Genomic DNA, 26,352 nt, shown 5'->3' with positions numbered 1-26,352 from the left:
CTTTTTTACCAATTAGTTCTTTAAGTTTTCGGTTTTCATCTTCCAATGCTTTTTCTTTAATACTTGATTTATAATCTTTAGGCTCTGTAGCATTAATTACACCAAGTTGATTCTTAAAGGTACATAGAGTGGATGATGTCAATTCATATTTCTTACAGACTTGAGCATGAGTTAAACCATTATTCAACTCATCAACAATCTTAATTTTATCTTCTAGTGTAAACTTTCTTCTAGCCATATTTCTAACCTCCATCGTATATTCTTATATTACCATGCTCGTTAGAAACTGTCGAAGACTGTTATGGGGTCAGAATGGTTTAATATGCTAATAAATACGTATTCATTGAAAACTGGCGACCTTCGGTCAAAAAAATGAATGTGAATATGCTTTAGATTATATATTTTAAGTTCAAAGATTTTTCGTAGCATAGCAGAGAAAAATCATCCATAGCTTTTTCCCACGGAAAACCCATCACCTTTGACCAGCAAAGCGCCTGTCAAACCTTTCACCTCGCTTTAGCGACCCTTCGCCTTTTCACCGCGAATCATAGGTGAAAACCCTTCACCCGTACTTCGCAATTTCTTACTATTATGAATTAATTCCATATTCCTTAGCTAACTTTTCAAATATAGGAAGTGAATTTATTATTTGTTCTGTCTGTACACAATATGAAATTCTAACGTGTCCAGGACATCCGAAATCATCTCCAGGAACTAATAATAAATCGTATCTCTTAGCTTTTTCACAAAACGCCTTAGCATCCTTCTCTAAAGACTGTGGAAATAAATAAAATGCGCCTTCTGGTTTAACACATTTGTATCCCATTTTTATTAATCCGTCATATAATAAATTTCTATTTCTTTCATAAATTGAAATATCTGCTGTCTCATCTGCACATTTTGCTACAACTTTTTGAAACAAGCTAGGTGCATTAACAAATCCAAGTACCCTTCCACCACCACAAATTGCAGCATAAGTATCTTTAAAGTCTTCAATCTCACTTGGAATTATTATGTATCCTATTCTTTCACCAGGTAAAGATAATGATTTACTATATGAATAGCATACAAGTGTATTTTTATAATACTTTGTCAAATATGGTACATCCACATTATCGTAAGCAATTTCTCTATATGGCTCATCTGATATAAGATAAATAACATGACCATATTCTGCTGATTTTTCCTCTAAAATAGACACAAGTTTTAATATTGTTTCTTCTGAATAAATAACACCTGATGGATTATTTGGTGAATTAACAATAACTGCTTTAGTCTTATCATTAATCTTCTTTTTAAATTCATCAAAATTGATTTGAAAATTTTGTGTATTAGCATCTACGATAATAAGTTTACCACCAGCTCCTTCAACAAAACACTTGTATTCTGGGAAAAACGGTGCAAACGTGATAAACTCATCACCTTCATTTGTTAATGCCTTAAAACAAATACTAATAGATGCTGCAGCCCCAACTGTCATATATAAATTTTCCTTTTTGAAACTTGTACCAAATCTTTTATTAATAGATTTAGTTATTGTACTTCTAACATTGTCATCACCCTGAGCACTAGTATAACTATGAATTGCTGTTGGATTTTCATTTTCTAGTATTTCTAAAATCGCATTTTTTACCGAAACTGGTGCTGGAACATTTGGATTTCCAATACTAAAATCATAAATATTTTCTTTACCAACTATTTCAGCTCTCTTTTTACCAAATTCGAATATTTCTCTAATTGTGGATTTTTTACTTCCTAGTTCAAGCATTTTTTGTGATAACATCTTAACCCCTCCAATTATTTTTTCTATATATTTTATATTTAAATATAAAAACATTAGTAAATCTTATTTTTTATTAGAATGAAGCAACTTTCCGCGACATTTCATTGTTTTCTTCAAATTTATTTAGCTTTTTCATTTCAATCCCTATTAAAATTGCAGCTATAACCGTAGAAGAAAAATCTGCAATTGCCCCTGATATCCAAACTCCATTTATGCCCATAAAATTTGGTAATATAAGTACAAGTGGTACTAATAATACTATCTGTCTTGAAAGACTCAAAAACATTGAATGTTTTGCTTTTCCAATAGATTGAAAATAATTTGAAAAACTTGCTTGAATTCCAACAACAGCAAACATTCTAAGATAAATAACTATTCCATTGGATCCAATACTTATAAGTTTAGAATCTGTTGTATTAAAAATACTAATTATTTGAACCGGGAAAAGTTGGACTATAACAAATCCTAAAGTAGATATACAAGTTGCAGCAATAGTAGCATTTCTTAGAGTTTTTTTCACTCTGCTTATTTTTTTAGCACCATAATTATATCCTATTATAGGTTGTGCTCCTTGGTTTATTCCAAGTAGCGGCATCAATATAAGTATGGTAATACTGTTAATAAGAGAAAATGCAGCTATAGCAAGATCTCCACCATGTTTTTCAAGAGTTGTATTAAATACAATTGTCACTATACTAGCTGCAATTTGCATTGCAAATGGCGACATACCTATAGCCATTGTTTCTTTTACTATATTTTTTTCTAATCTCATGTTTTGTTTTTTTAACTTTAAAAGACTCTTGCCCTTTGTAAAATAATATAATATCCATATAGAACAAACTGTTTGAGAAATGACAGTTGCAAAAGCTGAACCCCTTACTCCAAAGTGAAATACAAATACAAATAATGGGTTAATCATAAAGTTAAGTACTGCACCTATAAGCATGGTTATCATTGCCATTTTAGGTGCCCCCTCAGAACGCATAAGTGGATTTAGACCAAACCCAACATTTTGTAGAACTGCTCCAAGAAGTAATATTGTTGCAAATTGTCTTGCATAAGGCATAGTTTCAGGACTTGCTCCAAGTAAATTTAGTATTGGAGTTAAGAATATCATTCCTATAACACTTATGAATATTGACAAAATTATTGTTAATGTATACGCATTACCTATTATTTTTTCTGCAGCTTTTTTATCTTTTTGACCAAGTTTTATTGATACTACTGCTGCTGCACCTGTACCAACAAGCATACCTATTGCCATAATTACATTTGTTATTGGGAATGTTACAGCTACCCCTGAAAGTGCAATTGATCCAACACCCCTACCAACAAATATTCTGTCTACTACGGAATACATTGCATTAACAAGCATTCCTATAACAGCTGGTATAGAAAACTTTAAAAGCAATTTTCCTATTTTTTCATTTTCCAATTCATTTGACCTATTTATAAAAATTCCTCCTTAAATATTGACTGTGTAGAAACATGTATGTATTATCGTAACTATATATGAATAATTTAAAGTAGGTTAATCTAACCTACTTTAATAATTAACATTACTTTATAAAATTTTTATCATATAATATTCCAAAACTTTATATTCACTGCCACATTTCCATTTTTACAAAATATGAATATTCCATTACTCTTCTTATCTGGATATATTCTAGCTGTAAAAGTTTCCTGCCCATCATTTACGAATACTTCAATTGATGATTTATCCATAAATATATGTAATTTTAGTTTTCTATTGTTTCTAATATAACATTTTCTTGTTTCTCTTTTAGCAGAAACTATATTTTCTCTATCAAATGCAATTTTTTCATTTTTAGAGTCATAATACAAATTTATTCCATCAGTTCCATCTTTACTTCTTAATTTTAATCCAAATACAACATCATCTTCAAATACAAAGTCACATATCATCTCATAGCTATCACCATTATTAGGAAGCTCAAAGTTGTCACTATTAATTTTTAAGTCATTATACTGAATTAGTTTTTTTCTTAGCAATTCCATTTCTTTAATTGGTCTCTGGCAAAGTTTATTATCTTTAATATATAACTCCCTTATAATACTTAAACAATGCATCCAATTATTTTCTTTAGTTTCACTGTTTTCTTCATCGGGAAGTCCAATCCACCCTACCATAAGAGTTCTTCCACTATCATCTACAGTAACTTGTGGTGCATAAAATTCAAATCCTCTGTCAATTTCCAAGAATTCCTCATGCGTAAATTTTCCAGTTTCATAATCTATTTTCCCTATAAAGTATCCACATTGATATATATTATTATATAAGTCTCCTTTTAATTTTACACCTTGAGGACAAAAAAGTAAAACATCTTTGTGATCTATAGTAAATAAATTAGGACACTCCCACATATATCCAAAATCTTTCATTAGGCTGTCAAGTTCGCCAATTTTAGTCCACTTAACTAAATCTATGGAACTATATAAAAGTGTAGTTCCCTGTTTCTTTTCGGTTTGTGCACCAATTACTGTATACCATAAATTATTATGCTTCCAAACCTTAGGGTCTCTAAAATGTCTTGTATATCCTTCTGGTTGATTATAAATTACAGGATTATCTATATATTTTTTAAAATTTATGCCATCCTTACTTTCAGCTAAACATTGATAAGTTTCTCTAACACCCATTGAATTTTTAACATTACCTGTATAAATCAAAGTAAAAATACCATTATTATTAACTGCACTTCCTGAATAACATCCATGGCTCTCATACCACTCTATAGGAAGCAAGGCTATTGGTAACCATTCCCATGTAATTAAATCCGTACTTTTCAAATGAGCCCAACAAACTTTTTTATCTTCAGGATAAAATGGATTAAACTGATAAAATAAATGATATTCACCGTTTATTTGTATGAATCCATTAGGATCATTTAAAAAACCTACCGGTGGCATTATGTGATAATTCAATCTATAATAATCTTTATTTACTTTTTCCTTGGAATCTTCTATTATCTTATATATCTTTGAAATCATTTGTTCATTATCAATCATCCAATCACCAAACCTAAATATTGTTAACTTCTTCTAGTGTTGGCAATGCTGCTATTGCACCAAGTTTTGTACAAACTATAGCACCTACTTTATTAGCAAAAGAAACTATATCTTTTAATGAATTAAAATCATTAATTAATTTTTTTGGATATTCTAGCAATGAAATTTTATATAAAAGTGCTCCAACAAAAGCGTCTCCTGCCCCAGTTGAATCAATTGATTTTATTTTTATACTTGTAATAACTTCTGTATTTTTCCCATTAGATATAAGTGTTCCTTCTTTTCCTAATGTTACAGCAATAATTCTATTTTTATTTTTTGTTAAAGTTTCTATTCCTTCATTTACATCACTTTTTCCAGTTATTATTTTTAACTCTTCATCACTTAGCTTTACGAAATCCGCTAATTCAATACATTCTCTGGAAACATTAATAAATTCTTCTGTCCTGTCACCCCAAAGATTATCTCTGTAGTTTGGATCAAAAGACACAAAAATGCCTTTTTCTTTAGCTTCTTCCATAATTCCAATATAAGTTTTTTTCATTTCTCCACCTAATAATGCTGTAGCAGATCCAAAATGAATTATCTTATTATCAAATATTTTATCCATTTCTAATTCATCATATCTAAGTAGTCCATCTGCTCCTCTATTAAACACGAAATCCCTTTCTCCATCTGATTTAAGAGAAACAAAAGCAAGTGTTGTGTTTGAGTTATCATCCATTATGAGCATAGATGTATCAACCATTACATCCTCCAATGTTTTCTTTAAGAACGCTCCAAAGGGATCGTTTCCAACTTTACCAACAAAAGAAGCTTTTCCCCCTAATTTGCAAATAGCCGCTGTTACGTTTGCAGGTGCGCCACCAGCCTTCTTTTTAAAATTTTCTCCGTCAATCATACTAGTGTTTACATCTTCACATATAAAATCAATAAGCAGTTCACCTATACATAAAATATTTTCCATATTACACCAAGACATTTCTGTCTTAGTATTCACCTCCTAATATTGTGTTTTATTACTATTGTAGTTCATAACAGTTAGAAATTGCGAAATACGGGTGAAGGGTTTTCCTCTGGAAAAAGCTATAGATGATTTTTCTACGTTATGCTTCGAAAAATCTTTGAACTTATAATCTAAAGTATTTTGTCATACATTTTTTTGGCCGTATGTCGCCAGTTTTTAACGAATAAGTATTTATTAGTATTTGAACTGTTACATAAACACCAAAGGCTACGCCCAAAAGCAAAACCTACGGTTAAACTACATATTAAAGTTGTCTTCAAATATTAAGACATATACAATTCATTATTTTTCTGACGTAGGAAGAAAAATTTCCTTAGCCTTTATGGCTTTATCCATAAACCCATCACCTTTTATCCGAGCCAAGCAAGGATAAAACCCTTCACTTTTTCCACAATCTCTTTGTATTACGTCAAACTGTAATCAAACAGTTTTTTTATCTAATTCCTACTGTTAGTAATTCTTCTTCTCTCTTGATTTTACCATACTTGCTCTCTGTTACAAACTTCATATCATTAGAATTTGTGATTATTATTGAAGTTATTTGCGACTTTGCTTTCGTTTTCACTAAATTCAAATCAAATTCTACAAGTTTTTGTCCTTTTGTGATCGTATCTCCATCTTTTACAAAACTCTCAAATCCTTCTCCCTCCATTTTAACAGTGTCAATTCCTATATGAATGAGAATCTCTACTCCTTTTTCTGTTTCAATTGCTACTGCATGTTTTGTATCAAAAATATGAACTATCTTACCATTAACTGGCGCAACAACTATTCCATCTATTGGATCAATTGCTATGCCTTTTCCCATAAGCTCATCAGAAAAAGCCTTATCTGGAACATCCTTCATTAAAACAACTTCACCTTCTAAAGGTGCTGCAATATTTTCAATGGTTTCTGCATATTCATCTTCAATTTTGTTATCTTCTGAAACTTGATTTTCTTCTTTTATGCCAAGAATAAATGCTACTGCAAATGCAACTCCAAAAGCAATAATCATGCCTATTATATAATTTATTATAGAATTTTCTTTTACAATTGCTGTTCCTGGTATTCCTGACACTCCTATACCCATCATTGAAACCTTCATTAATACTTCAAAAGCACCGCCAGCAGCTCCACCAATTGCAGCAGCAATAAATGGTTTTGTATACTTTAAGTTAACTCCAAAAATTGCAGGTTCAGTTATTCCAAGTAAACATGATAATGAAGCAGGTGCCGCAATAGATTTAACTTTTTTATCCTTTGTGATAAAATAAACTGCTAGTGCTGCTCCTCCTTGTGCCACATTAGCCATAGACCATATTGGTAAAAGAAAATTTTTATGAATTGAAGGATTAGCCAAAAGTCCAGCTTCAACCGCTTGAAAACTATGGTGTATTCCTGTTATTACTATTAATGAATAAAGTCCTCCAAATACCAAGCCCGCTAAGGGTCCTGCCGTATTATAAAAACTTTGAAGACCAATTGATATTCCATCTCCTAACATTCTTCCAAAAGGCCCTACTACTATCATTGCAAAAATAGCTGTTATCATCAACGTAAGAAAAGGTGTTACAAGTATATCTAGTACATTAGGTACTATCTTTCTAAGATTTCTTTCTATATATCCCATTACCCATACAGAAATAAGTATAGGCAGTACTGTTCCTTGATATCCTACCATGCCTATATGGATTCCAAAAATTGATATTGTCTTAGTGGCTGTTTCTCCTAATGTCCATGCATTTTGAAGATCTGGATGTATCATTATGGCTCCAAGTGCTGCTGCTAAAAATGGATTTGTCCTGAATTCTCTAGCCGCACTAAAAGCAATTATCATAGGTAAAAATTGAAAGGCTGCATTAGAAAACATATTTAATAAAATATATATTCCACTCTTATCATTTACCAAATGGAAGGTCTGGAGTGTACTCAAAACCCCCATTAAAAGTCCACTAGCAACTATAGCTGGTATAATTGGTACAAATATATTGGAAAGCATCCTTGCAAATCTTTCAAAAGGATTCATTTTTTGCATAGCTAAATTTTTTGTGTCACTTAAGCTAGATTCTGAAATGTTAGTTCCTTTAACAAACTCTTCATAAACTTTATTAACCTTGCCTTGTCCAATAATTATTTGTAATTGTCCAGAGTTTTTAAAAATTCCTTTGACATCCTCCATCTTTTCAATTTTTTTAATATCTGCCATTTTTTCATCATTAAGCACTAATCTTAGTCTAGTGGCACAATGTGTAGCACTTATAATATTCTTTTCTCCACCTAATAATTTAAGTATTTCCTTAGCTACATTTTTGTAGTCCATATCCAATCTTCCTTTCTTAATTTAATAATATATAAAAGCATTTTGCTCATTTATATCAAATAAAAAAAACCTAAATTGAAATCTACATATAAAAATATGTACTCAACTTAGGTTTTGCCTGCTTTAACAGTAACAATCCTTAATATTAAATTTGCTTGTAATCTATGTATGTTTATTATGAGAAATTACTCTTTCTATGTGAATTGTCAAATAAACTATTTCTGCATCATTCACATAATAATCATAATTTTTACCTATAAAATCTTTTATTTTCAAAACACAATTGTATGGATCAACATAACTTTTCTTTACCATTTCAAGCAATGGTTGTTTTTCATCTGGCATTTCCTTTTTAGCTATTACTCTTTGTGAAAAATACCTTAAGTGTGTTATAAACCTATCATAACTCATGTCATTTTCATCAATATCCATTGAAAAGAAGTACTTAATTATATTTAAAATTTCTTGAATAATATTAGTCATATTCATGGTATTGTTCATTTCTTGATTTAGAGAAGCGTCAATTAAATGTAATGCAATATAACCAGCTTCATCTAACTCCATTTTAATTTTGAGTTCTTTTTCTATGTAATCTAAAGCCCAAACACCAATTTTATATTCATTTTTATGAATTCTTTTTATTTCCCAAAGTAAGTCATTTTTTATTTGAATCCCATTTTCATGCCTTTTAATGGCAAATGCTAAGTGGTCTGTCAAAGCTACATATATATGTTCAGCAAAATCCACCTTTAAAGTCTCTCTGGCATAGTCTATTATATTCTTTGAAATTTTTACATACTCAATGGGAATTTCATTTAGAAGTCTTTGAAACATTATGTTTTCTTTCTCATTTTCAATTATAAATATTTTTTCAACCTTTTCACACTGGATCAAATCTCCAGGCTTCTTTTTAAAAGCAATTCCTCTTCCCATAACTACTTTTTCTAACTCTGTAGTTTCATCTATAGTTGTAATCACATTGTTATTCAATATCTTTTTTATTAACATTTCACTCACTCCAATATCAATACACTATAAATAATTAAAATAAAAAAACTCAATCAAGATATACTAAACTGTTATAGTTTATCTTAATTGGGTTTTGCCTGCTAACCAGTTACAATCCCTGTTTATTGTTTCTATGCCCTTATGATAACATTTTCATAAGGGCATGTCAACCCTATTTTACATGCATATCATTTTAATTTTATAACCGCCAATTCATGCAATGCTCTTGTAGCCATAACATACATATATTTGTTATAGTTTTCTTCACTTGATGTTTCATCCAAAATTATAACAGCATCAAATTCAAGTCCCTTAGCAAGATAGGAGGGTATAACTAGCGTACCACCTCTATAAATCATATCTTCATTATCAATGATTTTAATATTTTCAATATTCCTTAATAATTTTCCATATTTTTTTATGCTATTGGAATCTTTGCATATTATAGCTATACTTTCATAGTCTTTCTCCTTATATTCCTTCACAAGAGAAATCACCTTATTTTTAAAGTTATCTTCACTAGAAACCTCAATAGTTTTAACAGGTTCACCATTTCTAACTATTGGAACTATCTCATCTTCGTGTATAAATTTATTGGCATACTCCATAATTTCTTTAGTTGACCTGTAACTCTTAGTAAGTCTAAAATGTTCAACCTCAATGCCATCTATTATATTTTGCACCTTATTAAAAGGAACTTCTCCATTGATTGGTATAATTCTTTGATTGCTATCTCCAACTATTGTTATTCCTAAAGTTCCTGTTATTTCTTTTATTACCTTTAATGCTAGTGCACTATAATCTTGAGCCTCGTCAATAATAACATGTTTTATCTCTCTATCAAGACTTATCCCTTCAAATTTTAATTCAAGATAAAGTAAAGCTGTTAAATCATCAACTGTATAATAATCTCTTGCATTTATGCCTTTATATAACTCATAAATAGTTGGGTTATATAAATAAGAAAGTGATTCTTTAACTTTCATAAGTTCTTTTATGACATTTCTTATCTTCAATTTTCTTTCATAATCTATAGATGTACCTTGGAGTTTTTGCTCATCCTTACTAAGACTATTTATTGTATTCCTATATTCTTCCTCTATATTTCTTATCCTATTATCTCTTTCATCTTTAAGTTTTGAAAATATTATTCTCTTAAGTTTTTTTGTCCTTCTAAATAAAGGCATATTTTTATAGTATTCATTATACATTTTTTCACATTCATCTTTTGATACTATAACTTTATTATTATATAACACATCGTTAAGCTTATAATATTCATTTTCAATAGAACTTATTAACCTATCTAGGTCTTCAATAAAGGCAGCACTATTTTTATACATTACATCCTTTATAAATTTTTTGTCCTTACTTAATATTTTTTCCATGTACTCTTCTACATTCATTACTTCACGTCTTCTAATTTCAAGTAGCCCTAAAGCAAAATCCATGTAAGTTTCTTGATTTACTCCAACTTCCCCAAGACTAGGAAGCACTGAAGATATATATTCCATAAATATAGGATTAGGTCCTAATATAAGAACTTTATCCTGTAAAATTTCTCTATTGTTATAAAGAAGGTATGCAACTCTATGAAGTGCAATTGTTGTTTTCCCACTCCCAGCTACACCATTTACAACAACAACTTTATTTCTTGGTTCTCTTATTATTTTATCTTGTTCTTCTTGTATAGACATAACTATATCTGTAAGTTTCTCACCAGCATTTTTGCTTAATACAAGTTGTAATATTTCATCTTTAACATCTACCTCAGAGTCAAACAAACCAAGTAATTTCTTCTTTTTAATAATATATTGTCTTTTTTTTAGTATATCAACCTCTATCTCCATTTTAGGAGCCTTGTATTTGTTTTTACCAATACCTGCCGTATAAAATAAAGAAGAGACTGGAGCTCTCCAATCAAGTACCAATGGTTCATATGATCCATCAGGAGTAACTCCAAACCTTCCAATGTATATTTTTTCTTCTTCAAATCCTTCTTCCTTAAAATCAACCCTACCAAAATAAGGTGAGGCCTGAAGGATAGTAAGCTCTTTCAGTCTTCTATCTATGCTTTTAAATGCTTCTTCTTTTACAAAAGTGTCATGATCAAAATATTCAATCACCTTATCTTCATCATCTTTGAATTCTTCAATACCTTTTTTTCTACTATCCACTATATCTTTAGCTATATCTTTTCGTTTGCTAATGTAATTAAGTATCTCCATATTTATTATATGGATTACTCCAATAAGTTTTTGCTCTTCAACATAAAACTCATCATCTTCTTTTTCTTTCATTAAATTTTCTAAGCTTCTGTTTTTTCCTTCCACGCTGAACTCTCCTTTACGATTTCCATGAATTCGTCACCCATAAGAGTTTCCTTTTCAATCAAAATCTCTGCAACTTTTCTTAGTAATTCCTTATTATCACTTAATATCTTTTTTGCCTTTTCATGTGCCGTTTTTATAATGCTTAGTGCCTCACTATCTATTAGTGTAGCTGTTTCAGCACTGCAATTTTGAACTGGTCTACCATCTAAATATCTGTTTTCTACAGATTCTAATGCCATCATATCAAATTTTTCTGTCATTCCATATATTGTTATCATGTTTCTAGCTGTTTTTGTAGCTCTTTCTATATCATTTGATGCGCCAGTTGAAACACTATTAAATTGAACTTCCTCTGCTGACCTGCCTGCTAGTAACACAGTTATCTCATCCATCATTTCTTCTTTTGTAACAAGGTATTTTTCTTCCTCTGGAAGCTGCATTGTATAGCCTAAGGCTCCCATAGTTCTTGGCACAATAGTTATCTTATGAACTGGATCTGAATGTTTAAGTAATGCTGCTGTAAGTGCATGGCCTACTTCATGGAATGCAACTGATCTCTTTTCCTTATCTGATAAAATTCTATCTTTTTTCTCTTTACCCGCTATTACTACTTCAACTGCTTCTTCTAAATCAGCTTGAATTATTTCATCCCTTCCACTTTTTACTGCTAACAATGCTGCCTCATTTATCATATTTGCAAGATCAGCTCCAACAGCTCCAGATGTAGCTTTTGCTATTTCCTCAAGTTTTACGTCACTTGCTAATTTTACACCTTTAGAATGTACTTTTAATATACTTTCTCTTCCTTTTAAATCTGGTCTATCAACAATTACCCTTCTATCAAATCTACCAGGCCTTAGTAATGCCTTATCTAATACCTCTGGTCTATTTGTGGCTGCTAAAATTACTACCCCTAAAGATGAGTCAAAACCATCCATCTCAGATAAAAGCTGATTAAGTGTTTGTTCTCTTTCATCATTTCCTCCACCTATTCCACCTGTATCTCTGCTTTTTCCTATTGCATCTATTTCATCTATAAACACTATGCATGGTGCTTTTTCCTGTGCTTGTTGAAATAAATCTCTGACTCTTGATGCTCCCATTCCTACAAACATCTCAACAAAATTTGAACCTGACATTGAAAAAAACGGTACTTTTGCTTCTCCTGCAACTGCCTTTGCAAGTAGAGTTTTACCTGTTCCTGGAGGTCCAACTAAAAGTGCACCTTTAGGAAGTTTTGCACCTATTTTAATGTATTTATCTTGATTATGCAGAAAATCAACTATTTCTATTAATGATTCCTTTGCTTCATCTTGCCCAGCAACATCTTCAAAGGTTACTCCAGTCTCACTTTCGGCATAAAGTTTTGCGTTATTTTTTCCAAAGGACATAACTCCACTACCAAGCTTTTTATCTATTCTACCAAATAAAAATCTTCCAATTACCAAAAGTAATGCAATAGGTATCACATAGCTAAGCAATAGGTTTATTAATGGATCATCATTACCTGAAGGTGCTGTTATATCTGCCCCCGAAGCTTTGAGTTCATTTTTTAAATCTAAATCATCTATTCTCCCTGTATATAATATTTTTTTACCTATTCCACTGTTATCTTTAGGTATTATTGTTATTTTATCTTGAGTTACTTGAACCTCTGAAATTTTTTTCTGAGAAAGCAAATCTAAAAATTTATTATAAGTAATTTGCTCCGTTCTCATACTAAGTATCAAATAATTTAATATTAAAACCACAACAATAACTCCTAAGGAATAAAAAGCTGCAAGTTTTATTTTCTTATCTCCAAAATTTTTATTAAACATAATGCTCCCTCCATCTCTCGTATAAATAGTTTATCATTTAATACTCAATATTACTATCCAACTTTTTTAATTTTTTTTAAACAAATTAAAATATTTTTGACTAAATAAAAAGCCTTCATTAACATTATAAGCCAATGTAAGCAAAAATAATATTTTTATCTGAATATTGGTTGATTTTATACTAATTTATTTAAGTTGCTTCTTATATAACTTTATATTGTAATGAAATGCATATTATGTTACTATAACTTATGTAGTCCTTGACACGTATACACATGTGCTTCAGTAGTGTACGTTTCTAAAGGAAGGTGATGTATTAAATATGAAAAATAAATATTTATTGGTGGATACAGCAGTTTTACCTGATATATTTGAAAAAGTAATCAAAGTAAAAGACCTCTTAAATACTAAAAAAGCTCATGATATAACAGAAGCTGTAAAGTTTGTTGGAATAAGTAGAAGTGCATATTATAAATATAAAGATTATGTCTTTACTGTTTCTGAATCTAGTAAAAGTAATAAAGTTACTATTTGCTTGCTACTTGGTCATAAAACTGGCACGTTATCCACAATATTGGATATAATGGCTGAAAATCATGCTAATATCCTTACTATTAACCAAGATATTCCCATTAACAATGCAGCAAATGTTACTATAACCTTTGACATATGCAATTTAACAATTGAACTTGAACACTTACTTAAGTATATAGGAAATACTGAAAATGTAATTAAAGTTGACTTAATCGCAATGGAATAGGGAGATGGATTTATGCTAAAAATTAAAGTACCTGCAAGTACAGCTAATATAGGAGCTGGCTTCGACTGTTTTGGACTGGCCCTTAAACTTTATAATGAATTTGAATTTGCTAAAACTGATAGTGATGACTTAATATTTTTAGAAAACGGAAAAACATCTTCTATAGCATTAGAAGACAATCTTATATATCATAGCATGTTAGAAGCTTTTAAAAAATACGATTTTAAACACAGAGGTTTCTATATAAATGTAGTAACTTCAGAAGTCCCATTATCCAGAGGACTTGGTAGTAGTGCAACCTGCATTGCTGCTGGAATTCATGCCGCAAACTATTTTATGGATAACATAATGACAGAACAAGAAATTATAAATCTTGCCACGCAAATTGAAGGTCATCCAGATAACGTTGTGCCAGCTTTAGTTGGTGGATTTAATATATCTTTAATTGAGAATGATAATGTGGTATACTCTAAAATTAATACACCTGATGACTTATTGTTTGCTGCTTTAATACCAGATTTTAAGATGAGTACTGAAAACAGTAGAAAAGTTTTACCTCTAGAGTACAGCAAATCAGATTGTGTATTTAATATTTCAAGAGCTTCAATGCTAATTTCCTCACTTTACAAAAGAGATTATTCAAAACTAAGAATATGTTTACAGGATAAAATACACCAGCCTTTCAGAGGTCCATCAATAAAAGGTATGGAAGATATTTTTAATAAAGCTAAAGATTTTAATGCTTTAGGAGAATTTATAAGTGGATCTGGTTCAACGCTTATGCTTATAATAGAAAAAAATAACACTGAATTTTTAAATAAGATGGAAACATTTTTAAAGACGGCAGAAGCCTGTTGGAAAATAAAACTTTTGGAGCCTGATCTTTCAGGAACAGTAGTTATTGATAGTAAGGAATGTGAAAAAAATAGCAAGTCAGTATTGGAGGATTAATTATGAACAAGATAGAAATTGCTTTACTTGGACTAGGTAATGTAGGCACAGGTGTTTGGGAAATATTTAAAAACAACAAAGACGAGGTAACAAGACGTTCAGGCTACGAAATAGAAATAACAAAAATATTAGTAAATGATGTAGACAAAGATAGAGGTGTTAACATACCAGCTGGTGTTTTGACTACTGACATTGAAGAAATATTAAATAATGATAATATTAAAATTGTAGTTGAACTTTTAGGTGGCATGCATCCTGCAAAAGACTATATGTTAAGGGCAATTGAAAATTCAAAACATGTAGTTACTGCAAATAAACAAGTTATGGCCCTTGAAGGTAAAGAGCTTTTAGATAAAGCTCGCAAAAATGGCGTACTTCTATATTATGAAGGAAGTGTTGCTGGTGGAATCCCAATACTAAAAGGTATTGAAGAAAGTCTTACTGCGAATAAGATTGAAGAAATTGTTGGGATAATCAATGGAACTACAAATTATATACTGACAAAAATGTCCTTAGAAAATATGGACTTCAAAGATGCATTGAAAGAAGCTCAAGACAAAGGTTATGCGGAAGCAGATCCAACTTCAGATGTTGAATCTTATGATGCTATGTACAAACTTGCCATATTAACTTCTCTATCCTTTGGCCTAGATGTGGATGTTGAAAACATTTATAGAGAAGGTATTACAAAAGTTAGTTCTTTAGATATTGAATATGCAAAAGAGTTTGGATATTGCATTAAACTTCTAGCCATAGCAAAGGAAAAAAATGGTACACTTGAACTTAGAGTTCATCCTACAATGATACCTATAGCTCACCCTCTTGCAAATGTAAATGATTCATTTAATGCAATTTTAATAAAAGGTAATGCAGTTGGCGATTTAATGTTTTACGGAAGGGGCGCTGGCTCACTTCCAACAGGAAGTGCTGTAGTTAGTGATATAATATCTATTCTTAGAAATGATATGACCTTACGTTCAATTTCAACTGTAGAAAACAAAGAAAATTCTAAGCAGATATTAAAAAGAGATTCTTATAAATCTCAATATTATCTAAGAATTTCTGTAAAGGACATGAGTGGTGTCTTAGGTGAGATTTCAACAATTTGGGGTAAAAACAAAGTAAGCATATCTTCTATAACTCAAAAAGGTGAAAAAGAAGGCATAGTAACACTTGTAATAGTAACTCATGATGCCATTGAAGGTGACATTATTAAAGCACTTGACGAACTTGAAAAACTTGATAGTGTATATAGCCTTGATAACCTTATAAGAGTTGAAAAATTTGAATAAATAACAAAAGGGGTGTCTATTTTGAATCAACTAATGTATAAAAGCACTAGGGGCAGTGCAAAGACAGTAACAGCTTCAAACGCAATCCTTAAAGGTATTGCAGAAGATGGTGGATTATACGTACCAGATAATATTCCAACAATTGATTTTAATATTGATGAATTAGTGAAACTTGATTATAAAGCTTTAGCTTATTTAGTTATGAGCAAATTTTTCACTGATTTTACGGAAGAAGAACTAAAATCTTGCATAGATAAAGCATATGACAGTAAATTTGCTACTGAAGAAATCACTCCAGTTAAAAAAATTGGTGATTCTTATTTACTAGAACTTTATTTTGGACCAACACTTGCTTTCAAAGATGTTGCATTATCTATTCTTCCTCATCTTTTAAAAACATCAGTAAAGAAGCAAGGTATAGATAAAAACATTTTAATCTTAACCGCTACTTCTGGTGATACTGGGAAAGCAGCTTTAGAAGGTTTCACAAATGTAGATGGCACAGAAATAATTGTATTTTACCCTGTAGAAGGTGTTAGTACCGTACAAAAGTTACAGATGGTTACTCATAAGGGTAAAAACACACATGTAGTTGCAATTAAAGGTAATTTCGATGACGCTCAAACTGCGGTTAAAAATGTATTTACGGATAATTCTATCCAGGAATCACTTGCTGAAAAAGGTTATCTTTTTTCTTCAGCAAATTCAATAAACATTGGAAGACTTATACCTCAAGTAGTTTATTATTTCTATTCTTATATTAGCCTTTATAAAAAAGGTGAAATTTCTAAGGATGATAAAATAAATGTCGTTGTTCCAACTGGAAATTTTGGCAATATACTTGCTGGATATCTTGCTAAGAATATGGGACTCCCTATTGATAAACTTATATGTGCTTCTAATGAAAATAAAGTCTTATATGATTTTATTACAACAGGAACTTATGATAAAAACAGAGAATTTTTTATTACTAATTCACCATCCATGGACATAATCGTTTCTAGCAACCTTGAAAGATTACTTTATTTTGTTAGTGGCAAAGATTCTAATAAAATAAATGAATTGATGACATCATTAAAAGTTAATGGAAAATACGAAATTACAGAAGATATGAAAAAACAACTAAGTGATTTTTATGGTGGTTATGCTTCTGAAGAAGAAACTACAGATGAGATTAAAGCATTATACGATAATTACAAAGAAATAATAGACACGCATACCGCAGTGGCTTATTCTGTATATAACAAATATAAAAAGGAAACAAAAGATGCCACTAAAACTGTTATACTTTCAACAGCTAGTCCATACAAATTTCCTAATGCTGTTATGAATGTTATAGATAAAAAGTATTTCGGTCTTGATGAATTTAAACTTATAAATGAAATGGATAAACTTTCAGCTTATAAGATTCCACAATCTATTAAAGATATAGATAAAAAAGAAGTTATACATACAAAAGTATGTAAAAAAAATGAAATAAATCAAGTAGTTTTAGATTTCATTAAATAACCACAAAGGCTAAGATTTTTACTTACAAACAGCAAAAATCTCAGCCTTTATTTTTTTAGTTTTATTTTTAACTACTCATCTTTAGTGTCTAATAGCAAATTACGATACATTTTCACTTTCCATTTCTTTTTCTTGTAATAGTTGATTTGTATAAAGCCTATAGTAATACCCTTTTTTCTTAATAAGTTCACTATGAGTTCCCGCTTCATCAATACTTCCATTTTTTATAACAAGAATTTTATCAGCAGAAACTATAGTTGAAAGTCTATGGGCTACTACAAAACTAGTTCTATCTGAAAGAATCTTTTCTATTGCATTTTGAATTACTCTTTCTGTTTCAGTATCTATGGAAGATGTGGCTTCATCTAAAACAAAGACTGCTGGATTACCAACAATTGCTCTTGCAAATGATATAAGTTGCTTTTGTCCAGTAGATAGATTTCCTCCACCTTCTCCAACCTCTGAATCATAACCCTTTTCGGTTTCCATTATAAATTCATGAGCATTAACCATCTTAGCTGCTGCTTCTATCTCTTCATTAGTGGCATCTAGTTTTCCATACCTTATATTCTCTCTTATAGTACCACTGAAAAGATGCGGACTTTGAAGTACATATCCAATATTTGATTGTAACCATAAAAGGGATCTTTCTCTATAATCTTTCCCATCAATTAAGATTTCACCACTGCTAGGCTCATAAAATCTACATAATAAATTTACAATTGTACTTTTACCAGATCCTGTTTCTCCTACTAAGGCTACAGTCTCACCTTTTTTAACTTTTAAATTAAAATTTTCAAATACCTTTTGACCATTTTTATAAGAAAAATACAAATTTTTAAATTCTATATCTCCATTTATATCTTCCCAATTTTCTTTTTTAGCATTAAATAAGTCCCCGTATTTATTAATTACATCTGGTTTATCCCATATTTCAGGCTCAGTCTCTACAAGAGAGATTATTCTCTCTGCCGAAGCCTGTGCTTGCTGAATTTCAGCTATAGTTCCAGCAAGTTGACTTACTGGGTCAAAAAATTGTACTGTATATGATATAAACATTACGTAGGTTCCATAAGATATCCCTTTTAAAAGGACCTCATTTCCACCAAACCATATTGCAAGACCTGTTCCTATACTTCCCATAGATATAACAATAGGAAGAAATAATGCTGAAAATATACCTGCTTTTACAGATGAGTGCCTCATTCTATCAACATCATATTTAAATTCAGTTAAATTTTCATCTTCACGAACCAAAGTTTTAGTTGTTTTTGCACCAGCTACCTCTTCATTAAAATCAGAGGTAAGCTGTGAATTAATTTTTCTTACATTTCTATAAGCTTTCAATATCTTCTTTTGAAAAAATAATCCTATTATAAATAGTGGTACAATAACACTCATGCTTACAAGCGTTAACTTTACATTATTAAAAAGCATTATACCTAAGAAACCAATCATCATAACAATTGCCCAAACCATATCTATAAGTCCCCAAGATATAACTTCACTAAGTCTTGCTATGTCTGAAGTCATTCTTGACATAAGCCATCCTACTGAAGAAGTATCATAATAGGAAAAGGATAATTGTTGAAGTCTCTTAAATCCCATTTTTCTTATATGATATGCTAGATGAGTCTCAATCTTACCTGCCTGCCTTATAAATATTTTTACATTTATAGCTTGAATTCCTACAATTAATAAATATACCAGTCCAAAAATTTTAAGATTATTAATTGTGTTTTTTTCCACAAAATTATCTATAGCATATCTAGTTAAAAGTGGCATTATTGAATCTATACCAGCCACTATCGTCATAAGGAATGCAAGAAATAATAAACCTTTTTTAAACTCAGATAGGTATTTAAAAAGCTTTTTCCATATTCCTAAATTCAACTTTTCAGTTACCTTTTCTTCTTGTATTCTTGCCATTTTAATTTCACCGCCTTAAATCTATATCTCTTATTACGCAAATTTTTCTTCGTTATTTATTTCTGAAGAATTTTGTATATCCCATATTCTTTTATATATACCATCTTTATTAATAAGTTCATCATGCTTACCAATAGCTTCTACTTTTCCATGATTTAATACTATAATTTCATCTGCATCTTTAACAGTAGAAATTCTATGCGCTATTATAAAAGTTGTAACATCTTTACTTTTTTCTTGAAGTTTGCCTCTTATAATCTTATCTGTTTCAGCATCTACTGCACTTAAAGAATCATCAAAAACAAGAATAGGAAACTTATTTATAAGTGTTCTTGCAATTGCTACCCTTTGTCTTTGTCCTCCGGATAAAGTAACACCTTTTTCCCCTACTATTGTGTCATAACCTCTATCAAATGAAGTTATAACTTTATGAACCGCAGCCATTGAAGCTGCCCTTATAATTTCATTATCCTCTGCATCTAACTTTGAAATTTTTATATTCTCCTTTACAGTCCTTGAATACAAAAATGGTTCCTGAAGAACTATTCCAATCTTACTTCTTATCCACTTTCTCGATATATCTGAAAGTTCTATTCCATCAATTTTTATAGAACCGCTTTTATAATCATAAAGTCTTAGTAAAAGATGTACAAGTGAAGATTTACCTGAGCCTGTAGCCCCGACTATAGCAACTGTAGCTCCTTTTTTAACCTTAAAACTTATATTCTTAAGAACCTCAGCGTCTTTCTCATACTCAAAAGAAACATTTTCAAAAGAAATTTCACCCTTTATATCAGGTTTTAATGCTTTTCCATTTTCCTTTTCTACTTCCTCATCAAGAATATTTGTTATTCTCTTAAGTGAAACTGTCATTTTACCCATATCAGATAATATTCTTCCAAGTTGCCTTATTGGCCACAAAAGCATACCCTCATAGGTATTAAATACGACTAAAGTCCCAAGACTTATATCTCCTTTAACTGCATAATATATTCCAAATATTAAAACTAAGCCTATTTGCACAGTACATATAAAATCAGATGTTGCCCAATAAGTTGCTAGTACGTTGCTCACCTTAAAACTTAAATCTCTATATTTAGCATTTTCTTTTTCAAACTTCTCAATTTCAAACTCTTCTCTTCCAAAAGCTTTTACAACTCTAACCCCAGAAAGATTCTGCTCTAGTATAGATGTAAGTGCACCTTCTTGTTTATCTGCATTCTCGAAAGTATGTCTTACACTATTAAAAAATATATATGATGCTACAAATATAATTGGCACAGTAACCATCGCTATAATAGTCATTTTTACATTCAATGATGCCATTATAAAAATTGACAATGCAACTATAAAAAATGCTCTTCCTATCTCGACCATTTGTATCGAAAAGAACTTTCTTACAGTTTCAACATCAGAAGTGCATCTTTGAATTAAATCTCCAGATTCTGCATTTACATGATATCTATATGGCAAGTTTTGAATGTGATCATATAACTTTATTCTAGTTTTCCTTGCTATATTTTCCGAAGCTAAAGTAGATAATTTTCCTTTAAAATAAAGAAATATTCCTCTTAAACTTGTTAATAATACAAGAGAAATTGCACATATCCATAATTTTTCCCTTAAGGCATTTCTACCACCTATTGCTTTAATTATATCCTGTAGGAAACTTGGTAAATTCATTGGCTCATTTCCTATAATAGAATCAATTGTAATTTTAATTACCATTGGTTCAAGCATAGATATATAGGTTGCAACTCCAATAGCTAATATAGATAAAATATATAATAGTCTGCTTCCTTTTGTCAGTTCTAAAAGTTTTTTCATTTTATAAAATTTCCCCTTCCAAATCATATTTTTTAGTATTGCTACCCATAAGTTATAGCCTCACAGCTTTTTAACTCTGCAATCATTTTTTTCTTGTTCATTCTTAACATCTCCCTTAGTAAAATTTTATATAAAAAAAGCCGTAGGTATTCGCCTACGGTTTCTAATTTCTGATATTTTATAGATATATTGCCATAAAAAATCATATTAAAAGCCATAGGTTCACAACCTATGGCTAATTTACATAACAAAAAGTAATCTAAATTGACTCACCAAGGTCGTGTTTTATTATTAATAGGTTTGCTACAATTGCATTGCCAATTAATTTTCTAAACATCTTAAAGTTTTTCATAATACGACCTCCTTTTATCAATCTATATTTACCATTATACTCCATCAAAGCTAACATTACAAGAACTTTTTAATAATTTTTTAACGTTCAATTTTTTTTAATAAGGACAAGCCTGGTTCATACTAATTATAAATTGCCAAGCAATGAGTGAATGGTTTTCACCTTTGCTTCGCGGTGAAAAGGGAAAGCATCCGTTAAAACCCTTCACCCGTACTTTCCAATCTCTTTATATTATGAATAAACTAAATTTTAGTACGCTCTACCCCAGTAAACCATTTTTGTAGCTTTTTTACCACAACATACACAAGTATCTGAAACTTCTTCCTGTTCAAATGGTATACATCTTGAAGTAGCTCCCGTATCCTCTTTAATTTTATCCTCACAAGATCTATCTCCACACCACATTGCTTTAACAAATCCAGTCTTGTTTTCAACTATATCCTTAAATTCATCCATAGTTTTAGCACTGCTAGTTTTTTCTTCTCTAGCCTTTTTAGCGGCTTCATACATAGAATTGTGTATATCCTCTAAAAGTTCTGGTATTTTTGTTTCAAGTTCATCCATAGAAACAAAAATCTTTTCTCTAGTATCTCTTCTAACAAGTACAACTTGATTTTTTTCAATGTCCTTTGGTCCTACTTCAAGTCTTATTGGAACACCTTTCATCTCATACTCACTAAATTTCCAACCAGGCATTTTATCACTGATATCTAATTTTACTCTAGCTATCTTAGATATTTTATCCTTAAGTTCAGTAGCCTTATCAATGACACCCTCTTTATGCTGAGCTATTGGCACTATTACAACTTGAATTGGTGCAACTCTTGGTGGAAGTTTTAATCCTTCGTCATCTCCATGTACCATTATAACTGCACCAATTATACGTGTAGTCATACCCCATGAAGTTTGATTAACATATTCTAGTTTTCCTGTTTTATCAGAGAATTGTATTCCAAAAGCCTTTGCAAAATTCTGTCCAAAAAAATGTGATGTACCAGATTGAAGTGCCTTACCATCATGCATTAAAGACTCTATAGTATAAGTAGCCTCTGCACCTGCAAATTTTTCTTTTTCTGTCTTTCTTCCTTTTACTACTGGTATTGCAAGTAAATTCTCACAAACATCAGCATATACATTAAGCATTCTTATTGTTTCTTCTTCAGCCTCTTCTTTAGTTGCGTGTATTGTGTGTCCTTCTTGCCATAAAAATTCTGTTGTTCTTAAAAATGGTCTTGTAGTTTTCTCCCATCTTACAACAGAGCACCACTGGTTATATAGTTTTGGAAGATCTTTATAAGATTGAACAATCTTCGCATAATGCTCACAAAAAAGTGTTTCTGAAGTTGGACGTACGCATAATCTCTCTGTTAATTGTTCATTTCCACCTTGTGTAACCCATGCAACTTCTGGTGCAAAACCTTCAACATGATCTTTTTCCTTTTGAAGTAAGTTTTCTGGGATAAGCATTGGCATATATACATTTTCATGACCTGTTTCTTTAAATTTTTTATCTAATGTACTTTGTATATTTTCCCATATTGCATAAGCATAAGGTCTAAAAATTACACAACCCCTAACACTTGAATAATCAACAAGTTCAGCCTTTTTAACTATGTCAGTATACCATTGTGCAAAATCATCTTCCATTGAAGTTATTTGTTCAACTAATTTTTGATTTTTTGCCATATATATTCCTCCTAAAATTTATTATGTATTATTTGTTAAATAAACATTTTTTAAGTTCATAATAGTTATAAATTGCGAAGTAAGGGCGAATGGTTTTCACCTTTTTTCGCAATCTCTTTATATTATGACCATCTATATTCAGAGCTCCTATCATAAATATAAGCACAAAAAAACTCCATCCCTCCAAAGGGACCGAGATTACACCGGTGGTACCACCCTAATTAATATAATTAATTAAAATACTCACTTTAAGACTTTAACGGAATCACCGCTGCACCTTTAATGCAGAACTCAAAGGTAGGTTCAAAATTGTTTTTTTAGGAAACTTTCACCTAATCCGTGTCCCTCTCTTAAAAAAAACTCACATTTTTACTAATCCTTATCCTTGTATATATATATTTAAATTAACAATTAAATCAATAATAGAATATATAACTATACTTGTCAATAGGATTTAATCCATTGACAAGTTATTAGTATGATGTTAATATGTAAATGAAAACAATTTTCATTTACATATTAGGAGGGGGATTTTATATATGAGCTTAAGTGATTTAAAACCAGGCGAAAGTGGCATTATAAAAAATATAGGTTGTGATGAGCGTCTAGCTAAGAGATTATTTGCTCTTGGACTAATAGAAGGTACTAAAATTAAGGTAAAGACATCTGCACCCTTCGGTGATCCAATTGTTGTACATGTTAGAGGTTTCAATATGGCAATTAGGAAAAGCGATGCAAATAAAATATCACTAGGAGAGATTTCAATATGATAACAGCTGCACTTATAGGTAATCCAAATGTTGGTAAAACCACACTTTTCAATTTGCTAACTGGTTCAAATCAATATGTGGGAAATTGGGCCGGAGTAACTGTTGAGAAAAAAGAAGGATTTTTAAATAATTCAATAAAAATAGTTGATCTTCCAGGTATTTATGCTATGGACACTTATTCAAATGAAGAAAAAGTATCAAAAAACTTTTTGTTAAATGAAAAAGTTGACGTAATAATAAATATAGTTGATGCATCCAATTTAACTAGAAATTTGTATCTTACAACTCAATTAGCTGAGTTTAATATACCAATTATTTTAGTACTTAATATGATTGATGTTGCAAATAATAAAGGCATCGATATAAATTACGAAAAACTCGAAAAAGAATTAAACGTAAAGGTAGTTCCAATAATTGCTTCAAAACGAATGGATATAAACAAAGTAGTTGATATCCTAGTAAAAGGTGACTTCGCTTCGAATCACATTGATAATAAATATCAATTTCAAAATGAAAAAGAAGCATATGAGTACATTGAAGCTTTAATAAATAAATGTTTAAGTAAATCCTCCGAACACAAAGATACTCTAACGGAAAAAATAGATTTTATATTTTTAAATAGGTTTTTAGCTTATCCAATCTTTGCACTTATTTTAGTATTAATTTTTTTATTTACATTTTCTTGGGTTGGAGGGCCACTGCAGAATCTTCTTGATGGCGGCGTTAATGATGTTCTTATACCTGAACTTCACAGACTTCTTGCCTCTACAAGTCCTTGGTTCAGTTCACTTTTAATTGATGGTATAGTTGGAGGTGTTGGTTCCGTAATAGTATTTTTCCCACTAATTCTTTCACTTTTCTTCTGTATATCAATTTTAGAAGATAGTGGATACATGGCTAGAGCAGCATTCTTAATGGATAAGCTTATGACTAAAATGGGTTTATCAGGCAAAGCTTTTATACCACTGGTTATGGGTTTTGGCTGTAGCGTTCCATCAATAATGTCTGCAAGAACTTTAGAGAGCGAAAAAGATAGGAAGATGGCTGCACTTATAGTTCCACTTATGTCTTGTAATGCTAGACTTCCTATATATGTGCTTCTGACATCGGTGTTTTTTCCTAAACATCAAGGTTTAGTTATAGCTTCTTTATACCTTTTAGGTATTGTAATTGCATTTTTAATAGGCATATTATTTAAAAACACCCTATTTAAAAAATCAGATGAACCCCTTATAATAGAACTTCCCGACTATAAGTTCCCTGAGCCTAAAAGTTTATTACTTCATACATGGGAAAAAGGAAAAGGCTTTGTAAAAAAAGCAGGAACTATCATATTCTCAATATCTGTAATACTTTGGGTGCTTTCAAACTTTAGTTTCAGTGGTAAAGTTGACATTGAATATAGCTTTCTAGCATTTATTGGACATGTTTTAGCTCCAATATTTAGGCCATTAGGGTTTGGTAATTGGCAAAATTCAGTAGCATTATTAAGTGGATTAGCTGCAAAAGAAGTTGTTGTTAGTACTATGGGTGTATTATATGGAGCAAATCTTAGTAAAGTAATTCCAACTTTCTTTACACCGCTTACTTCATATGTATTTTTAGTTTATGTGTTGTTGTATCCGCCTTGCATTTCAGCTTTAGCAACAATGAAAAAGGAATATGGAAATAAGATGGCTTTATTTTCTCTTTTTTATCAACTAGCTCTTGCTTGGATTGTGGCATTTATAATATATAGGATTGGTTTATTTTTATAATTTTATTTATGAGAGGTGTTTTTATGGTTATTGAAATAATAATTACTGCTGTTATAGTAGTTAGTGCTGTTGTCTTGTTTACAAAAAGTATGAAAAAGAAAGCCTCTGGGGGCTGCGATTGTGGACATTGTTCAGCTAGTTGTTCTGTTAAAAAAATAAAAAACAAATAATAAATAAACACTTGAAAGAACTTTCTTTCAAGTGTTTATTTAT

At 30.6% G+C, this 26,352-nt stretch carries 19 protein-coding genes and 1 other annotated feature; of the genes, 7 read left to right on the top strand and 12 right to left on the bottom strand.

All coding sequences use genetic code 11. The features are described 5' to 3' along the window. From B8978_RS09680 to ftsH, 9 genes are all read right to left on the bottom strand, one after another. Positions 1-238: transposase (locus B8978_RS09680; protein ID WP_084113234.1), on the bottom strand; the 238-nt coding region annotated here is incomplete at its 3' end. Positions 239-589: 351 nt separating this feature from the next. Then, positions 590-1,783, bottom strand: coding sequence for a pyridoxal phosphate-dependent aminotransferase (locus tag B8978_RS09675; RefSeq protein WP_084115607.1), 1,194 nt, complete (start codon positions 1,781-1,783; stop codon positions 590-592). Between the two features lie 73 nt (positions 1,784-1,856). Then, positions 1,857-3,236 carry an MATE family efflux transporter gene (locus B8978_RS09670; RefSeq protein WP_084115605.1) on the bottom strand — a complete coding sequence of 460 codons (1,380 nt, stop codon included), beginning with the start codon at positions 3,234-3,236 and terminating at the stop codon, positions 1,857-1,859. Between the two features lie 125 nt (positions 3,237-3,361). After that, entirely contained in the window at positions 3,362-4,816 is a 1,455-nt protein-coding gene (locus B8978_RS09665; RefSeq protein WP_139796024.1) for a glycoside hydrolase family 32 protein, read from the bottom strand. Positions 4,817-4,829: 13 nt separating this feature from the next. Then, the gene (locus B8978_RS09660; protein WP_084115603.1) at positions 4,830-5,783 is read right to left on the bottom strand and encodes a carbohydrate kinase family protein; all 954 of its coding nucleotides are present in this window, start codon (positions 5,781-5,783) and stop codon (positions 4,830-4,832) included. A 493-nt stretch (positions 5,784-6,276) separates the two neighbouring features. Beyond that, positions 6,277-8,145: a sucrose-specific PTS transporter subunit IIBC gene (locus B8978_RS09655; RefSeq protein ID WP_084115601.1), complete on the bottom strand. Its 1,869-nt coding sequence runs from the start codon at positions 8,143-8,145 to the stop codon at positions 6,277-6,279. A gap of 162 nt (positions 8,146-8,307) precedes the next feature. Next, positions 8,308-9,153 (bottom strand): BglG family transcription antiterminator LicT, encoded by an 846-nt coding sequence (gene licT / locus B8978_RS09650; protein WP_084115599.1) that lies wholly within the window; start codon positions 9,151-9,153, stop codon positions 8,308-8,310. A 188-nt stretch (positions 9,154-9,341) separates the two neighbouring features. Further along, complete coding sequence (locus B8978_RS09645) at positions 9,342-11,453, bottom strand: HelD family protein (RefSeq protein WP_084115617.1); 2,112 nt, start codon at positions 11,451-11,453, stop codon at positions 9,342-9,344. Positions 11,454-11,461: 8 nt separating this feature from the next. Next, entirely contained in the window at positions 11,462-13,306 is a 1,845-nt protein-coding gene (gene ftsH / locus B8978_RS09640) for an ATP-dependent zinc metalloprotease FtsH (RefSeq protein ID WP_084115598.1), read from the bottom strand. 322 nt (positions 13,307-13,628) lie between these two features. Here ftsH and B8978_RS09635 point away from each other — a divergent pair, with 322 nt between their 5' ends. Genes B8978_RS09635 through thrC form a run of 4 tightly spaced genes read left to right on the top strand, consistent with a single transcriptional unit; the run spans position 13,629 to position 17,818 of the window. Further along, a complete protein-coding gene (locus B8978_RS09635) occupies positions 13,629-14,066 on the top strand; it encodes an ACT domain-containing protein (protein ID WP_084115596.1) in 438 nt (145 codons plus the stop codon). Positions 14,067-14,078: 12 nt separating this feature from the next. After that, positions 14,079-15,017: a homoserine kinase gene (thrB, locus tag B8978_RS09630; RefSeq protein ID WP_084115594.1), complete on the top strand. Its 939-nt coding sequence runs from the start codon at positions 14,079-14,081 to the stop codon at positions 15,015-15,017. A 2-nt stretch (positions 15,018-15,019) separates the two neighbouring features. Beyond that, positions 15,020-16,309, top strand: coding sequence for a homoserine dehydrogenase (locus tag B8978_RS09625; protein ID WP_084115592.1), 1,290 nt, complete (start codon positions 15,020-15,022; stop codon positions 16,307-16,309). Between the two features lie 21 nt (positions 16,310-16,330). Then, positions 16,331-17,818: a threonine synthase gene (thrC, locus tag B8978_RS09620; protein ID WP_084115590.1), complete on the top strand. Its 1,488-nt coding sequence runs from the start codon at positions 16,331-16,333 to the stop codon at positions 17,816-17,818. Positions 17,819-17,917: 99 nt separating this feature from the next. Here the strand turns inward: thrC and B8978_RS09615 are convergent, their stop codons facing one another. The 3 genes from B8978_RS09615 to proS form a co-directional block, all read right to left on the bottom strand. Beyond that, complete coding sequence (locus B8978_RS09615) at positions 17,918-19,747, bottom strand: ABC transporter ATP-binding protein (RefSeq protein WP_084115589.1); 1,830 nt, start codon at positions 19,745-19,747, stop codon at positions 17,918-17,920. Between the two features lie 33 nt (positions 19,748-19,780). Beyond that, positions 19,781-21,574, bottom strand: a complete 1,794-nt coding sequence (locus tag B8978_RS09610; RefSeq protein ID WP_242950532.1) for an ABC transporter ATP-binding protein — start codon at positions 21,572-21,574, stop codon at positions 19,781-19,783. A gap of 601 nt (positions 21,575-22,175) precedes the next feature. Further along, the gene (gene proS, locus B8978_RS09605; RefSeq protein ID WP_084115585.1) at positions 22,176-23,612 is read right to left on the bottom strand and encodes a proline--tRNA ligase; all 1,437 of its coding nucleotides are present in this window, start codon (positions 23,610-23,612) and stop codon (positions 22,176-22,178) included. Positions 23,613-23,796: 184 nt separating this feature from the next. Continuing rightward, positions 23,797-24,007: a binding site (T-box leader), on the bottom strand. A 144-nt stretch (positions 24,008-24,151) separates the two neighbouring features. Between proS and B8978_RS09600 the strand changes: the two genes are divergently transcribed. Genes B8978_RS09600 through B8978_RS09590 form a run of 3 tightly spaced genes read left to right on the top strand, consistent with a single transcriptional unit; the run spans position 24,152 to position 26,309 of the window. Beyond that, entirely contained in the window at positions 24,152-24,382 is a 231-nt protein-coding gene (locus B8978_RS09600) for a FeoA family protein (protein ID WP_084115583.1), read from the top strand. Next, entirely contained in the window at positions 24,379-26,139 is a 1,761-nt protein-coding gene (gene feoB, locus B8978_RS09595; protein ID WP_084115581.1) for a ferrous iron transport protein B, read from the top strand. Before B8978_RS09600 ends, feoB begins: the two co-directional genes overlap by 4 nt. Positions 26,140-26,162: 23 nt before the next feature. After that, the gene (locus B8978_RS09590; RefSeq protein WP_084115579.1) at positions 26,163-26,309 is read left to right on the top strand and encodes a FeoB-associated Cys-rich membrane protein; all 147 of its coding nucleotides are present in this window, start codon (positions 26,163-26,165) and stop codon (positions 26,307-26,309) included. Positions 26,310-26,352 lie beyond the last annotated feature (43 nt).

This window comes from Clostridium acidisoli DSM 12555 (genome assembly GCF_900176305.1).
Taxonomy (GTDB): Bacteria; Bacillota; Clostridia; order Clostridiales; family Clostridiaceae; genus Clostridium_I; species Clostridium_I acidisoli.
Note: the sequence above shows the minus strand (reverse complement) of the source record. Positions and strands in the feature narration are given on the sequence as shown.